This window comes from Neisseria sp. DTU_2020_1000833_1_SI_GRL_NUU_006, assembly GCA_032388755.1.
Lineage (GTDB): Bacteria > Pseudomonadota > Gammaproteobacteria > Burkholderiales > Neisseriaceae > Neisseria > Neisseria sicca_C.
This window is the reverse complement of record CP135593.1, coordinates 675,915-691,966: the sequence shown is the minus strand read 5'-3', so window position 1 is coordinate 691,966 and position 16,052 is coordinate 675,915. Positions and strand designations below refer to the sequence as shown.

The 16,052-nt window shown below is 52.0% G+C and carries 12 protein-coding genes, 1 tRNA gene and 2 pseudogenes; 11 read left to right on the top strand and 4 right to left on the bottom strand.

The genetic code is table 11. The annotated features are described in order from the left end of the window. Window positions 1–10 precede the first annotated feature (10 nt). Window positions 11–181, bottom strand: coding sequence for a hypothetical protein (locus RSJ68_03285; protein ID WNU97767.1), 171 nt, complete (start codon window positions 179–181; stop codon window positions 11–13). On the opposite strand from RSJ68_03285, the gene RSJ68_03280 reads away from it, so the two are divergent. Both RSJ68_03280 and RSJ68_03275 read left to right on the top strand, forming a co-directional pair. Then, window positions 168–1,577: a leucyl aminopeptidase gene (locus RSJ68_03280; GenBank protein WNU97766.1), complete on the top strand. Its 1,410-nt coding sequence runs from the start codon at window positions 168–170 to the stop codon at window positions 1,575–1,577. The genes RSJ68_03285 and RSJ68_03280 overlap by 14 nt on opposite strands. Before the next feature lie 95 nt (window positions 1,578–1,672). Then, window positions 1,673–2,136 (top strand): annotated as a pseudogene (locus RSJ68_03275) (cupin domain-containing protein). Here RSJ68_03275 and RSJ68_03270 read toward each other — a convergent pair. Continuing rightward, the gene (locus tag RSJ68_03270) at window positions 2,126–2,380 is read right to left on the bottom strand and encodes a hypothetical protein (GenBank protein ID WNU97765.1); all 255 of its coding nucleotides are present in this window, start codon (window positions 2,378–2,380) and stop codon (window positions 2,126–2,128) included. The pseudogene RSJ68_03275 and the gene RSJ68_03270 sit on opposite strands and share 11 nt — an antisense overlap. A gap of 58 nt (window positions 2,381–2,438) precedes the next feature. Between RSJ68_03270 and znuD the strand changes: the two genes are divergently transcribed. The 4 genes from znuD (at window position 2,439) to RSJ68_03250 (ending at window position 8,757) form a co-directional block, all read left to right on the top strand. Beyond that, window positions 2,439–4,727: a TonB-dependent zinc receptor ZnuD gene (gene znuD, locus RSJ68_03265; protein WNU97764.1), complete on the top strand. Its 2,289-nt coding sequence runs from the start codon at window positions 2,439–2,441 to the stop codon at window positions 4,725–4,727. A gap of 453 nt (window positions 4,728–5,180) precedes the next feature. Continuing rightward, window positions 5,181–7,091, top strand: coding sequence for an alpha-amylase family protein (locus tag RSJ68_03260; GenBank protein WNU97763.1), 1,911 nt, complete (start codon window positions 5,181–5,183; stop codon window positions 7,089–7,091). Between the two features lie 477 nt (window positions 7,092–7,568). Then, window positions 7,569–8,069, top strand: a complete 501-nt coding sequence (locus RSJ68_03255; GenBank protein ID WNU97762.1) for a hypothetical protein — start codon at window positions 7,569–7,571, stop codon at window positions 8,067–8,069. A gap of 127 nt (window positions 8,070–8,196) precedes the next feature. Then, window positions 8,197–8,757 (top strand): hypothetical protein, encoded by a 561-nt coding sequence (locus tag RSJ68_03250; GenBank protein ID WNU97761.1) that lies wholly within the window; start codon window positions 8,197–8,199, stop codon window positions 8,755–8,757. A 90-nt stretch (window positions 8,758–8,847) separates the two neighbouring features. Here RSJ68_03250 and RSJ68_03245 read toward each other — a convergent pair whose 3' ends face one another. Then, the gene (locus RSJ68_03245) at window positions 8,848–9,321 is read right to left on the bottom strand and encodes an FxsA family protein (GenBank protein ID WNU97760.1); all 474 of its coding nucleotides are present in this window, start codon (window positions 9,319–9,321) and stop codon (window positions 8,848–8,850) included. A gap of 269 nt (window positions 9,322–9,590) precedes the next feature. Here RSJ68_03245 and RSJ68_03240 point away from each other — a divergent pair. The 5 genes from RSJ68_03240 (at window position 9,591) to RSJ68_03220 (ending at window position 15,377) form a co-directional block, all read left to right on the top strand. Then, a tRNA-Pro gene (locus tag RSJ68_03240) sits at window positions 9,591–9,667 on the top strand. Window positions 9,668–9,953: 286 nt separating this feature from the next. Next, window positions 9,954–11,318 (top strand): sodium-dependent transporter, encoded by a 1,365-nt coding sequence (locus RSJ68_03235; GenBank protein ID WNU97759.1) that lies wholly within the window; start codon window positions 9,954–9,956, stop codon window positions 11,316–11,318. A gap of 170 nt (window positions 11,319–11,488) precedes the next feature. Next, entirely contained in the window at window positions 11,489–13,936 is a 2,448-nt protein-coding gene (locus tag RSJ68_03230; GenBank protein WNU97758.1) for a DNA translocase FtsK 4TM domain-containing protein, read from the top strand. Window positions 13,937–14,097: 161 nt separating this feature from the next. Further along, window positions 14,098–14,661: a YceI family protein gene (locus RSJ68_03225; GenBank protein WNU97757.1), complete on the top strand. Its 564-nt coding sequence runs from the start codon at window positions 14,098–14,100 to the stop codon at window positions 14,659–14,661. Between the two features lie 149 nt (window positions 14,662–14,810). Further along, on the top strand, window positions 14,811–15,377 hold the full coding sequence (locus RSJ68_03220) for a peptidylprolyl isomerase (protein ID WNU97756.1): 567 nt from the start codon (window positions 14,811–14,813) through the stop codon (window positions 15,375–15,377). Between the two features lie 57 nt (window positions 15,378–15,434). Here the strand turns inward: RSJ68_03220 and RSJ68_03215 are convergent. Then, window positions 15,435–15,927, bottom strand: a pseudogene (locus RSJ68_03215) (IS30 family transposase). Window positions 15,928–16,052: the final 125 nt, after the last annotated feature.

Below are 16,052 nucleotides of genomic sequence, written 5' to 3'. Positions count from 1 at the left end.
AGAATCGCGGCTAGGAGCGGTAGCGGTTCGGCGCAGGCGGATTGTCTGCGCAAGGTTTCAGACGACCTCTCAAATGGAGTACAATCTTTCCAACCGTTTTCAGACGACCTCTTGATGCAAAGGGTCGTCTGAAACTACCCGAAACCATCTCAATCAGGAGAATAAACGTGGAATTTAGCACAAAAGCCGGAACCTTGCAGCCGCAACAGGCAGGCGCGCAGTTATTTGTCTGCACCGAAGAAGCGCAATTAAACCACCCGACCGCCCTTGCCCTTTTGTCTTCGCTTGAAGAAGGTCAAACTTTTGCCGACACCAAAATCCCGACGGACAACGGTTTGCAGGCAGTCGCCGTCGTCCACCTCGAAAAAACCGATCGCGCCGCGCTGAACAAAGCCGCCGCCGAAGCCGCCAAATGGGCGCAAAATCAGGAAACGGTCAATGCGGACATCCATGCCTTCGATGAAGCGCAAGCCGCCGCCGTTGCCGAAGCGTTTGCCATCGCGTTCGGCAACGCCGCCTACCGTTTCGACCGCTACAAAAAAGAAGCCAAACCCGCCAAATTCGCACAAGCCGTGTTCCACACCGCACACGAAGCCGCCGTCAAAGAAGCCCTGCGCGTCGCCGAAGCGCAGGTTTACGGACAAAGCCTCTGCCGCGACTTGGGCAATGCCGCGCCCAACGAATGCACGCCCGAATTTTTAGCGCGCACCGCCAAAGCCGAAGCTGAAAAACTGGGCGCACACGCCAAAATCATCGAAAAAGACTACATCAAAGAGAACATGGGTTCGTTCTGGTCGGTCGCCAAAGGCAGCGTGGAAGACCCCTATCTGATTGAATTGAGCTACTTCGGCGCAGCCGACAAAGAAGCCGCCCCCGTCGTTCTGGTCGGCAAAGGCATCACCTTCGACACCGGCGGTATCTCCCTTAAGCCCGGTTTGAACATGGACGAAATGAAGTTTGACATGTGCGGCGCGGCAACCGTCATCAGCACCTTCTGCGCCGCCGTCAAACTGCAACTGCCGATCAACCTCGTCGCCGTCGTCGCCACCTGCGAAAACATGCCTTCCGGCGCGGCAAACAAACCGGGCGACGTCGTGAAGAGCATGAAAGGTTTGACGATTGAAGTGTTGAACACCGATGCCGAAGGCCGTCTGATTTTGTGCGACGCGCTCACTTACGCCGAGCAGTTCAAGCCCAAAGCCGTCATCGACGTAGCCACCCTGACCGGCGCGTGTATCATCGCCTTGGGTCATGACGTCAGCGGCGTGATGGGCAACAATCAAGATTTGGTCGACAGCCTGCTCGCCGCCTCCCGTAACGTGGACGACAAAGCATGGCAACTGCCGCTCTTTGAAACCTACAAAGACCAGCTCAAATCCAACTTCGCCGACATCCCCAATATCGGCACGCCCGGCGCAGGCACGATTACCGCCGCCACCTTCCTGTCTTACTTCACCGAAGACTACCCGTGGGCGCACCTCGACATCGCAGGTACGGCATGGAAATCAGGCAGCGAAAAAGGCGCGACCGGCCGCCCCGTTCCCTTGTTGCTGAACTATCTGCGCAACGTGAAATAAACTTGGATGCCTGCGGGGCAAGCAACCGACCCCGCAGGTCGTCTGAAAACGGAACGCATCATCTTCTGACATAACCCGACAAACGGAGAACCATGATGAAACCGCTATTTGCCGCATTGTCCGTCGCCTTTCTGCTCGGCACGACCGTCAGGAACAGGCCAAACCTGCCGACCGCAGCGTCCAAGTGTACAAAAAAGCCGACTTGGCGGAGTGGAACCGCGAAAACGCAGCCGGAGGCAAAGGTCCGCTGCTCGGCCGTTTTGCCTTCACCCGCCACCAAACCGCCGCCCAAGACGCGTTTAGAGAAATCGGCTGGCTAACCCTGCCGCCGGGCGCATCCATCGGCGAACACAAACACACTGACAACGAAGACGTTTACATCATCGTATCGGGTAAAGGCGTGTTTACCGACAACACGGGCAAACAGACTCAAGTCGGCGCCGGCGACATCACCATCGCCCGCCCCGGCCAGTCCCATGCGTTGAAGAACATCGGTAAAGAGCCGCTGGTCTTCCTTGACCTGATTGCCGAGACCGCCGCCGCCCAAGCTACCAAATAGCAGTCATCAAACCGACAAGGTCGTCTGAAAACCATATTGCGTTTTCAGACGACCTTTTTTGTTGTTTAGGCAACATGATTCGTTCCAAGCAAACGGGGGGATGACGCGCTGCCGCTGTTTCCGTCTTTTTCATCATTTTCAAGATATTGGGTTTCAGACGACCTTTGGTTTTCGCTGTTTGTATGGGTTTTGGTTTGGCTGTTTTGCCGCACCAAATGCGGTTTGTTCCTTGAATTCTTGTCATATTAATGATGTGATGTTATATAATAACAATTTATTTGAAATATGACGGGAAACCTAAAATGACACAAACCACGCTTAAACCTATTGTTTTATCTATTCTTTTAATCAGTTCCCCCATTCTCGCCCAAGCGCATGAAACCGAGCAGACGGTGGACTTGGAAACGGTCAACGTCGTCGGCAAAAACCGTCCGCGCGCCACTTCGGGGCTGCTGCACAGTTCGACTGCCTCCGACAAAATCATCAGCGGTGATACGTTGCGGCAAAAAGCCGTCAATCTCGGCGACGCGCTCAACGGTGTACCGGGCGTCCATGCTTCGCAATACGGCGGCGGCGCGTCTGCGCCTGTGATACGCGGGCAAACGGGCAGACGGATTAAAGTGTTGAACCATCACGGAGAAACCGGCGACATGGCAGATTTCTCGCCCGACCATGCCCTGATGGTGGATACCGCTTTGTCGCAACAGGTTGAAATCCTGCGCGGGCCGGTAACGCTGTTGTACAGCTCGGGCAATGTGGCGGGTTTGGTAGATGTTGCCGACGGAAAAATCCCTGAAAAAATGCCTGAAAACGGCGTATCGGGCGAACTGGGGCTGCGTTTGAGCAGCGGCAATCTGGAAAAACTCACGTCCGGCGGCATCAATGTCGGACTGGGCAAAAACTTCGTGTTGCATACCGAAGGGCTGTACCGCAAATCAGGCGACTATGCCGTACCGCGTTACCGCAAGGAAGAAGGTCGTCTGAAACGCCTGCCCGACAGCCACGCCGATTCGCAAACGGGCAGCATCGGGCTGTCTTGGGTTGGCGAGAAAGGCTTTATCGGCGCGGCGTACAGCGACCGTCGCGACCGCTACGGCCTGCCTGCGCACAGCCATCTCTACGACGACTGCCACGCCGACATCATCTGGCAGAAGAGCCTGATCAACAAACGCTATTTGCAGCTTTATCCGCACCTGTTGACCGAAGAAGACATCGATTACGACAATCCGGGCTTGAGCTGCGGCTTCCACGACGACGATAATGCACACGCACATACCCACAGCGGCAGACCGTGGATAGACCTGCGCAACAAACGCTACGAAATCCGCGCCGAATGGAAGCAGCCGCTCCCCGGTTTCGAAGCCTTGCGCGTGCATCTGAACCGCAACGAATACCGCCACGATGAAAAAGCGGGCGATGCGGTGGAAAACTTCTTCAAAAACAAAACGCAAAATGCACGCATCGAATTGCGCCACCTGCCCATAGGTCGTCTGAAAGGCAGTTGGGGCGTGCAATACCTGACCCAAAAATCCAGCGCGCTTTCCGCCATTCCCGAAACCGTCCAACAACCGATGCTGATCGACAACGATGTGCATCATTACAGCTTTTTCGGCGTAGAACAGGCAAATTGGGACAACTTCTCGCTTGAAGGCGGCGTGCGCGTGGAAAAACAAAAAGCCGCCATTCAGTACGACAAAGCCTTGATTGATCGGGAAAACTACTACAACCAACCCTTGCCCGACCTCGGCGCGCACCGCCAAACCGCCCGCTCGTTCGCGCTTTCCGGCAACTGGTATTTCTCGCCCCAGCACAAACTCAGCCTGACCGCCTCCCATCAGGAACGCCTGCCGTCAACGCAAGAGCTGTATGCACACGGCAAACACGTCGCCACCAACACCTTTGAAGTCGGCAACAAACACCTCAACAAAGAGCGTTCCAACAACATCGAACTCGCGTTGGGCTACGAAGGCGACCGCTGGCAATACAATCTGGCACTCTACCGCAACCGCTTCGGCAACTACATCTACGCCCAAACCTTAAACGACGGACGCGGCCCCAAATCCATCGAAGACGACAGCGAAATGAAGCTCGTGCGCTACAACCAATCCGGCGCCGACTTCTACGGCGCGGAAGGCGAAATCTTCTTCAAACCCACGCCGCGCTACCGCATCGGACTTTCCGGCGACTACGTCAAAGGTCGTCTGAAAAACCTTCCATCGCTGCCCGGTAGGGAAGACGCCTACGGCAACCGCCCACTCATTGCCCAAGCCGACCAAAACGCCCCGCGCGTGCCCGCCGCACGACTCGGTTTCCACCTGAATGCCGCGCTGACCGATCGCATTGATGCCCATCTCGACTACTACCGCGTGTTTGCCCAAAACAAACTCGCCCGCTACGAAACGCGTACGCCCGGACACCATATGCTCAACCTTGGCGCAAACTACCGCCGCCGCACCGGCTACGGCGAGTGGAATTGGTACGTCAAAGCAGACAACCTGTTCAACCAATCCGTTTACGCCCACAGCAGCTTCTTGTCCGACACCCCGCAAATGGGACGCAGCTTCACCGGCGGCGTGAACTTTAAGTTTTAAGGGGTGATAGACAAGAGAAAAGGTTTTCAGACGACCTCTGAAAACCTTTTCTATTCATTCCTTCATGTCATCCCAATCATTTGACTTCCGTCAAAGGAAATTGTTTTCATCCGTCTGATTTCACTATTAATCCAGCCTTTCCGCGCTCGTCATAAACCTTTGTAAACCAAATCATCCGACAGGTATCCGATATTCCACCCCCCCTTCGTCCCAAACATCCCCCTGCCCTACCGTCTTCCATACATGAAATTTTTCTCTAAATAATATATACAGTTACCCCAAGCACACCCGCCGCCCTAGATTTAAAAAAATTCCACATAAAACAATGCGGTTACTCCTCTCCAAACTCTGTTCACAAGTAGTTTCTTAAAGTATGATAAGCCTGTCTCCGGCCAGCGTTCCCGCCGGAATCAGGCTTCCAAACAAATCCAACCTCAACTCGGAGTAAACATCATGTTGACCCAGACCCAACAGGTCGATTTGACCCTGCATCATCTCAAAGAGCGCGCCTTGGCAGAATACAGCCCCCAGCAGCGTGCGACCGTCGAAGCTTCCGAAGACTGGAAACAGTTTGACAGACGTTTGAACGAGCATTTTCCCAAGCTGATGCACGAGCTGGACAACGTTTACAACGACAACGAAGCCGTCCTGCCCATGCTGGAACAACTGATTGCACAAGCATGGCAAAGCTATTCCCAACGCGACAAGTCTCTGAAAGCCATCGATGCCACGCGTGAGAATGACCCCGATTGGATTTTGTCCAATAAACAAGTCGGCGGCGTGTGTTATGTCGATTTGTTCGCGGGCGATTTGAAAGGCTTGAAAGCCAAAATTCCTTATTTTCAAGAGCTGGGGCTGACCTATCTGCACATGATGCCCCTGTTTAAATGCCCTGAGGGCAAAAGCGATGGCGGCTATGCAGTCAGCAGCTACCGCGACGTCAATCCGGCTTTGGGTACGATAGACGATTTGCGCGATGTCATTGCCGCGCTGCACAAAGCGGGCATTTCCGCCGTCGTCGATTTCATCTTCAACCACACGTCCAACGAACACGAATGGGCAAAAGGCTGCGCCTCCGGCAATCCGCTTTTCGATAATTTCTACTATATTTTCCCCGACCGCTGGATGCCCGACCAATACGACCGCACCCTACGCGAAATCTTCCCCGACCAGCATCCGGGCGGCTTCTCCCAATTAGAAGACGGACGCTGGGTATGGACGACGTTCAATTCCTTCCAATGGGATTTGAATTACAGCAATCCTTGGGTATTCCGCGCCATGGCGGGCGAAATGATGTTCCTCGCCAATTTGGGCGTTGACATCCTGCGTATGGACGCCGTTGCCTTTATTTGGAAACAAATGGGCACGGATTGTGAAAACCTGCCGCAAGCCCATGCCTTAATCCGCGCGTTCAACGCCGTCATGCGCATCGCCGCACCTGCCGTGTTCTTCAAATCCGAAGCCATCGTCCACCCCGACCAAGTCGTTCAATACATCGGACAAGACGAATGCCAAATCGGCTACAACCCGCTGCAAATGGCATTGTTGTGGAACACCCTCGCCACCCGCGAGGTCAACCTGCTCCACCAAGCCCTTTCCTACCGCCACAACCTGCCCAACCATACCGCATGGGTCAACTACGTCCGCAGCCATGACGACATCGGCTGGACGTTTGCCGACGAAGACGCATCGCAATTCGGCATCCACGGTTACGACCACCGCCAATTCCTCAACCGCTTCTTCGTCAACCATTTCGACGGCAGCTTCGCGCGCGGCGTCCCCTTCCAATACAACCCCAACACCGGCGACTGCCGCGTCAGCGGCACTGCCGCCGCCCTCGCCGGTTTGGCGCAACACGACCCCCACGCCGTTGACCGCATCAAACTCTTGTACAGCATCGCCCTGAGTACCGGCGGTCTGCCGCTGATTTATCTCGGCGACGAAGTCGGTACGCTCAACGACGACGACTGGTCAAGCGACAGCAATAAGAGCGACGACAGCCGCTGGGCGCACCGTCCGCGTTACAACGCCGAGTTGTACGAACAGCGCCACGACCCGTCAACCGCGGCAGGGCAAATCTATCAAGGCCTGCGCCACATGATAGACATCCGCCAAAACAACCCGCGTTTGAACGGCGGCCGTCTGGTTACTTTCAACACCAACAACAAACACATCATCGGCTACATCCGAAACAATGCGCTGTTGGCGTTCGGCAACTTCAGCGAACACCCGCAAACCATCAGCGCGCACACCCTGCAAGCCATGCCCGCCCGCGCCAAAGACCTCATCAGCGGCGAAACCGTGGCATTGAATCAAGATTTGGTGCTGCGCCCCTACCAAGTGATGTGGCTCGAAATCGCCTGATGATTGAGGCAGCTTAAAAACGCAAAGGTCGTCTGAAAACCGGCATTGCCCGTTTTCAGACGACCTATTTAAAATATAAGGCATCAAACCTACCCAAGCGATGATACTTTCCCCAACATCCGCATACAATGCGCCTTTCCATACACAGCTTAAAAATAAATTCCATTAATTACAAAAAGTTGAAAAATTATTAATCAAATTTATCCATCAAGTATTGAAATTATTCGACTTTCTGATTTAGAATTCAGCGCATATATATTCAATATCCAGCAAAATACCGTCATGCAAACCGCTAAGCATTCAAACGCATTCTTCTATTGGTACCACACAAATGTGCGGTACTTTTTTGCGCTTGTCTGAAACAGACGGAAATGAACAGCAAAACAAGAGCCGCCCTGATTGAGCGGCTTTTTTTATACCCTTCGTGGCCGCCAATCCCAATAAACGATGCGAACAGTTGTAAATAAAGGAAAAGCCATGAACCTCTCTGCAAATATCCAAAGACGTCCACAAACCCTCCACCGCTGCCATATGATTGTTGACGGCAACAGCCACAACACATTTTCAGACGACCCCGTTCCCCAAACTTCTGGCCTTATCAGCGAGGCCTTGATTCCGCAAATCCGCTCTCTCGCCACATTGATTGCAGCCGAACGCCACGACTTCAACTGCAACAGTCCCGCCGTGTTTACGGAAGAAGCCGACTTCTTCGCCGCACGCATCCTTATTTTGGGTGTTCGCCGCTTCCATCTCGACATCACCCTGATGCCCATGCTCAAAACCGCCAATCAACGCGCACAAACATTTGCCAAACACCATCACCTCCCCTTCTCCCCCGCTGAAATGCACATGAGCCTGCACGCCCGCCGCCCCGACAAACTGCTTATTATGGAAACCGAACACGAAGTGAAACCTCAAGGAAATATTGTTGCCGACAGTCTTGCTTTTGCAGCCAAACTACCGAAACTCCCATTGTAAAAAAGAGAAACCTTGCTTGATAAATCCCCAAAACACACCATATGGCAGGCAGGCCACGCGCTTAGAACCACGCCGCCGACTTACATAAGACGGCATTAATGACAACCGACCAAGGAAACACACAACAATGAAAAAAATTATCACCTTAGCCGCGCTCTCCGCTTTCGCCCTTGCCGCCTGCAAAGACAATACGCAAGCACAGCTTGAACAGCAGCAAAAACAAATCGAAGCCCTGCAACAACAATTGGCACAGCAAAACGGCCAGCAGGACAATACCGTTTACCAACTCACTCCCGAAGCCGTACAAGACACCATCCCTGTCGAAGCGCAAGCTAACGGCAACAACGGTCAACCCGTTACCGGCAAAGACGGACAACAATATATTTACGACCAATCCACAGGAAGCTGGCTGCTTCAAAGCCTGATCGGTACAGCCGCAGGCGCGTTTATCGGTAATGCATTGGCAAACAAATTCACCCGTGCGAACAACCAAAACAGCCCGATTGCACAGCGCGCCCGTACCCATTACTACCAAACTGCCCGTCCAAACGGCCGTACCAGCCAGCAACTGAATACCCGCAGCATCCCCGCGCAGCAGGCTCAACAACAACCCCGCTACCGTCAAACCACCCAACAACCTTCCAACTACCGCCGCCCGATGGGTCGCGGATTCGGTCGTCGCCGTTAATTCGGCAACAATGACAAAAGGTCGTCTGAAAATATTTTCAGACGACCTTTTTATTTCAAGCCAACCATTCCGGCTGACAGATTCCGTATCTCAATCTTTTTTATGTTCGATGTAAGCCTGATGCTTCGTATCCGAATCTTCACCCGTTACCGTATATTCGCCCTCAATCACATCATCATCTTGTGCTTTAGTTGAAAACGGCCGCTGCCCAAATATATTCCCATCCGTCTCCGCTTGCACAACCGGGCGACCTTTAAACGGCAACAACAGCAATAATGCCAATCCCGTCGAAATAAAGCCCGGACTCATCAGGCACACCGCTGCCACAGCATAGCGTATCGGCCATAGCATCTGATAAAGCGAAACCTTTCCTCCGCTCCGTATCGTCGCTCCTGCCAGTAAAATGCCGGACAGACCCGTATTGCGCAACATAAATACGCCGGATACGAAACTGACGACCATCAGCAGCAACGCCACGCTGCCGCCAAGCCAGTCGGCAACCCAGACAATCGACATGATTTCCAAAAAAATCAAAACCAAAAAACCGATACCGAAAAATTGCATAATTACTGTTCCTTAATCTCTAAGCCGAAGCGATTCTGACCAATCCGTATTTATATTCGAAGCCATAGCGGATACTAACATAAAGATAAAATCCCTGCTTTCAAGCAAGGAAAATGTGAAAAACGGTAAGTATTTCCCACCTTTTCAAACCCAAGCCGATAGATATATCGATAAGATGTTTATTATCCAAATATTTATCCGAATCCCGACAGTTTCTCCGACAAAATCCGTGCATCCTGCCGAAAATTCCTCTATAATGCCTGCTCATTCGGAATGTAGCGCAGCCCGGTAGCGCACTTCGTTCGGGACGAAGGGGTCGGAGGTTCGAATCCTCTCATTCCGACCAAATATCAAAACCTGCTTTGATTTCATGATCAAAGCAGGTTTTTTCATATCGTGGTTTCGAGTACGAACACTGCCATTTTAATGGGGTAGAAAATGACATTGATTTACCGATGTATCCAGCTATATCCCCTGTTTTATTTTCAGATAACCTTCATATTTATGGTTATCCTCTGAAAAATACAAATTTACTAGATATATCCACTATAAAGCTTTTTGATATTCAGTTAAGAACCGTTAATCCGTTCGCGTATAATTTCAAGTTTTCCCAACAAGGCAGATGGTGTTTTATGTCTTCCAACCAACCCCGTCAAACTTGGTCCAACCGTTTGACTTATATCCTTACCGTTGCCGGCGCGACTGTCGGCTTCGGCGCGACGTGGCGTTTCCCGTATTTGGTCGGTGAAAACGGCGGCGGCGCGTATGTGTTTTTATTCTGTATCGCCATGTTTGTTATCGGTATTCCGATGATTTTGGTGGAAAACGTCATCGGACGGCGCAAAGGTGTGAACGCGCTGGACGCGTTCGGCGGCTCGTTGAACGGCAAACCTGTCGCCAAAATTTGGAAACTGATCGGCTGGATGGGCTTACTCGGCGCGTTCGGCATTATGGCTTATTACATGGTGCTCGGCGGTTGGGTGATCAGCTATATCGTTAATATTATTAGCGGAAATCTGAATATTTCCAGCCCTGTCAGCGGCGAAATAACGAAAAGCTTCTTTACCGAACACATCGAAAACAGCCCTTGGGAAATTGCCTTTTATACGCTGCTGTTTGTGGCGGTGAACCAATGGATTTTGGTCAAAGGTGTTATCGGCGGTATTGAAAAAGCGGCGAAATACCTGATGCCGCTGCTGTTTTTATTCCTGATTGCCATGGTCGTGCGCAACGTTACCCTGCCGGGCGCGATGGAAGGGATTACTTTCTATCTGAAGCCTGATTTCAGCAAGATTACCGCCGAACTTTTCGTCTTCGTTTTGGGGCAGGTATTCTTTGCCTTGAGCTTGGGTTTCGGCGTGATGATTACTTTGTCCAGCTATTTGGATAAAAACGAAAATCTGGTGCAAACCGCAGTCATTACGGCAATTACCAATACCATCATCGCCGTACTTGCGGGCTTTATGATTTTCCCGTCGCTCTTCAGCTTCGGCGTCGCGCCCAATTCCGGCCCGACTTTGGTGTTCCAAAGCCTGCCGATTGTGTTCTCAAATATGTGGGCGGGACCTGTGTTCGCCGTGATTTTCTTCTCGCTGCTTCTGATTGCCGCGCTGACGACTTCGCTGACCATTTATGAAGTGTTGATTACGACCATTCAGGAAAAAACCAAAATCCGCCGTACCGCCGCGATTACGATTGTATTGGCTGCCATCTTTATCTTCGGCAATATTCCGTCCATTTTAAGCTATGGTCCGTGGAAAGATGTTTCCGTGTTCGGCAAAAATATTTTCGATGCCTTTGACTACATCAGTGGCAATATCTTGTTTATGCTGACCGCGCTCGGCTCCGCGCTGTTTGTCGGTTTCGTGATGAAGGACGAAGCGAAGGACGAATTGCTTTATAAAGGCAACCATACGACGGTCAATATTTGGTTTGCTTATGTGAAATACCTTGTGCCGTTGGTGATTTTGCTGATTTTTGTCAGCAACCTGTTCTAAAGTCTAATTAGGACAACAAGGTCGTCTGAAAACCTTTTCAGACGACCTTGTTTTATAAGAAACGGTAAATACGGTATAATTTAAACCTTACACACATTACACCCGACGGATTGATTCCCCGTCGGTTTTCCCTTTTCAGACGACCTATACCGAATACCAAAAATCCATCCATGACCGCAAAACCCTCTAAAACCGCATCAAAAACTAAAGCCAAAACAAACGCCAAACCGAGCACGCTCCGTCAAAGCCAAACGAAGGCGCAGACAGAGCCGAACAAGGTTTCCGAGCGTTTGAAGGCTGCCAAAGCGCTGCAAAAAAATGAAGAAAAAAAAGCGCGCCCCGAGCATGTCGTCAATCTGATTAACGACGCGCTGTGGCTCTTCGGGCTGATGGTGACGGTCTTCATCGCCATTTCCCTCGCCAGCTTCAAAATGACCGACCCCGCATGGTCGCGCAGCGTGCCGAAATCGGACGACATCGCCAATTTCGGCGGGCTGTTTGGCGCGTATGTTTCTGATGTCGGCTATTATCTTTTTGGTCTGTCGTTTTGGTGGTGGATCGCCGCTTCGTGCGTTTTCCTCTATAAAAATTTCCGCCCGCTGCAAAAGCGCGAAAACTACAAATCGTACAACCATGGCGTTGCCGCGCTGGCTTTGTTCCTGCTTTTGGTGTGCAGCCCGATTCTCGAATATTTCACCCTTCAAAATACTTTGGACGAAACCCTGCCTGTCGGTGCGGGCGGTTTGGTCGGCGCTTTGGCAGGTTCGGGCTTGGCTTGGCTGCTGGGCAAATCCGGCAGCCTGCTGATTATGTGCGTCATGCTGCTGCTTTCCGTTTCCTTGCTGGCGCAAGTGTCTTGGCTGGAAGTCATGGCAAAAACTGGACGCAATACCGAAAGCCTGTTTTCAGGCATTTGGGGTCGTCTGAAAAAGGCATTGGGCAGACGCAAGGACGACGGCTCGACCGCCGAAGCCTTGGAAACGGAAAACACCCGCCGCATGGTGAAAGAAGCCAAAAACATCACCGCCACGCCCGTTACTCCGCTTGCAGGCAGCACCAGCAACCGCAAATCCGTTGCGGTCTCCGTCGCGCCACCACCCAAAATTCAGGCTTCTTTGTTTGAAGACAACGAGCCGCAACAGACAGGCGAATACCACAAACCCAGCATGAACCTGCTGCGCCTGCCCAACGGCGAACCCGTCAGCATCAATCCTGCCGAATTGGAGCGCACTGCCGAACTGATTGAATCCAAGCTGGCAGAATTTGGCATCGGCGTGCAAGTCGTGTCCGCCACTTCCGGCCCTGTGATTACGCGTTATGAAATCGAACCCGCGCAAGGCATAAAAGGCAGCCAAATCGTTGCCCTGTCTAAAGATTTGGCGCGTTCCATGTCGCTGCAATCCGTGCGCATCGTGGAAACCATTGCGGGCAAAAACACTATGGGCATTGAGTTGCCCAACGAAAAACGCCAAGATGTGATGTTGAGCGAAATCTTGTCTTCGCCCGTGTTTACCGAAGCCAAATCCAAGCTGACCGTCGCACTGGGTAAAGACATCTCCGGTACGCCCGTCGTCGGCGATTTGGCAAAAATGCCGCACCTTTTGGTCGCCGGTATGACCGGTTCGGGCAAATCCGTCGGTGTGAACGGCATGATTATGTCCATGCTTTTCAAAGCCACGCCCGACGAAGTCCGCTTCATCATGATTGACCCGAAAATGCTCGAATTGAGCATTTACGACGGTATTCCGCATTTACTCTGCCCGGTCGTTACCGATATGCGCGAAGCGGGGCAGGCGTTGAATTGGTGTGTTGCCGAAATGGAAAAACGCTACCGCCTGCTTTCCCACGCCGGCGTGCGTAATCTGGAAGGCTTCAACCAAAAAGTCGAAGCCGCCAAAGCATCGGGCAAACCCATGCCCAACCCGTTCAGTCTGAATCCGGACGACCCCGAGCCGCTGGAAAAACTGCCGATGATTGTGGTCGTTATCGATGAGTTGGCAGACCTGATGATGACCGAACGCAAAGCCGTCGAGCAACAAATTGCCCGCCTCGCCCAAAAAGCGCGTGCTGCCGGTATCCATATGATTGTCGCGACCCAACGACCGAGCGTCGATGTCGTCACCGGCTTGATTAAAGCGAATATCCCGACGCGTATGGCGTTTACCGTACAAAGTAAAATCGACAGCCGTACCATCCTCGACCAAATGGGCGCGGACGAACTGCTGAAATACGGCGACTCCCTGTTCCTGCAACCGGGCAGCGCCGAACCGACCCGCCTGCAAGGCGCGTTCGTTTCAGACGACGAAGTGCATCAAGTCGTCAACTACGTCAAATCGCAAGCCCCCGCTGACTATGTCGAAGGTTTGCTCAGCGGTGAAGCCGCGCTGGAAACCACCAACATCGTCAATCCGAATGCAGGCAGCGACGAATTGTTCGACCAAGCCGTCGCCTACATTTTGGAAAGCAAAAAAACCTCCATCTCCTCCCTGCAACGCCAGTTGCGCATCGGCTACAACCGCGCCGCCAACCTGATGGAAGCGCTCGAAAACGCCGGCGTCGTTTCCTCCGCCGACATCAACGGCAGCCGCAGGATTCTGGCACAAAAAGACCAGTTGTGATCCCGATAAAAGTCACAGGTCGTCTGAAAACCGAAATATCGGTTTCAGACGACCTTTTTATCAAATATTAGTAAACTCACCGTTCACCCGTAAGAAATGATTCTTACCCTTTCCTATGTTAAGATAAATCCCTTTACAACCTCACACAAAGGACAAGAATCATGAAAAAAATCATCTTCGCCGCACTCGCAGCCGCCGCCATCGGTACTGTCTCCGCCGCCACCTACAAAGTGGACGAACACCACGCCAACGCCCGTTTCGCCATCGACCACTTCAACACCAGCACCAACGTCGGCGGTTTCTACGGTCTGACCGGCTCTGTCGATTTCGATCAAGCAAAACGCACCGGCAAAATCGACATCACCATCCCCGTTGCCAACCTGCAAAGCGGTTCGCAACACTTTACCGACCACTTAAAATCCGCCGACATCTTTGACGCCGCCAAATACCCGAACATCCGCTTCGTTTCCACCAAATTCAACTTCAACGGCAAAAAACTGCTCTCCGTTGACGGCAATCTGACCATGCACGGCAAAACCGCCCCCGTCAAACTCAAAGCCGAAAAATTCAACTGCTACCAAAGCCCGATGGCGAAAACCGAAGTCTGCGGCGGCGACTTCAGCACCACCATCGACCGCACCAAATGGGGCGTGGACTATCTGGTTGATGCAGGCATGACCAAAAACGTCCGCATCGACATTCAAATCGAAGCAGCCAAACAATAAGCCGCTGCGCAACACATAAGGTCGTCTGAAAACGAAGTTTGCTGTATCCGTTTTCAGACGACCTTAAAATATTTCACAACGCCTTTTAGAGATTTCACATAAAATCCGCGATAATAACGTTTGATTTTCACACTACGAGAAACACTCAAATGAACAAAACCCTCAAACTCACTTTCGCCGCCCTTGCCCTTGCCGCAGCCTTCAATGCCCAAGCCGAGACACGCGCCGTCATCGAAACCAATATGGGCAACATCAGCCTGTCGCTCGACGAAACCAAAGCACCCAAAACCGTCGCCAACTTCGTCAGCTACGCCCGCAAAGGCTTTTACGACAACACCGTTTTCCACCGCATTATCGACGGCTTTATGATTCAAGGAGGCGGCTTTACCCCGGACCTTGCCCAAAAAGCCACAGATAAAGCCGTCATCAACGAAGCGGACAACGGCTTAAAAAACACTGTCGGCACCATCGCCATGGCGCGTACCGGCGATCCTAATTCCGCCACCAGCCAGTTCTTCATCAACACTGCCGACAATACATTTCTCAACTTCAAAAACAAAACCCCGCAAGGCTACGGCTATGCCGTCTTCGGCAAAGTAACCTCGGGCATGGATGTCGTACGCCAAATCAGCAAAACGCCGACTGAAACACGCGGCTTCCATCAAAACGTCCCAATCAAACCCATTATTATCGAACGTATATCCGTTACCCATTAAATATCGCGAATCCAATAAAAAGGTTTTTGGATTCGGATTTCAAGTGCCAAACTTGAGTTACGGTGGTTGGAACAAATTCAAGAATGAAACTTGGCATTTCGCAGCCAAGTGTTTTTCTCGGCCGGTGGTTCAACTCACCTTGAACCCTGCGTATCTCCCGATTTCTAATTTTTCGGAAATCGGTTTGTTTGGGGAAATATTGTCGGATGAGTCCGTTGGTGTTTTCATTCAGCCCTTTCTCCCACGAATGGTAAGGGCGGCAAAAATAGGTTTCCGCCTTCAATAACTTGGCTATTTTGGTGTGTTGGTAGAACTCTTTGCCGTTATCCATGGTGATGGTGTGGATTCTGTCTTTATGTGCCTTTAAGCCCCAACGGCTGCCCGGCCAGTGTCTCAGGCCTTTAATTTCTTCAATTTGCAGATGATGGTGTTAGCGGGTAACGCGTTCTACCAAGGTCAATAATGCGCTTTTCTGATCTTTGCCGATGATGGTGTCGGCCACCTAATCGCCGATGCGGGATTTTGGGTCGACGAGGGAGCCGCATGATTCCGCGGCTGTTGGTCTTTTATGTTGACTAAGCTGTTTGGCGATTTCAGTGATGATGCAGTGGCGTGACAGGTATTTGGATAGGGTATCGTCAGTTGTATGCGGTTCATGGCAATCTTTACTTTCAG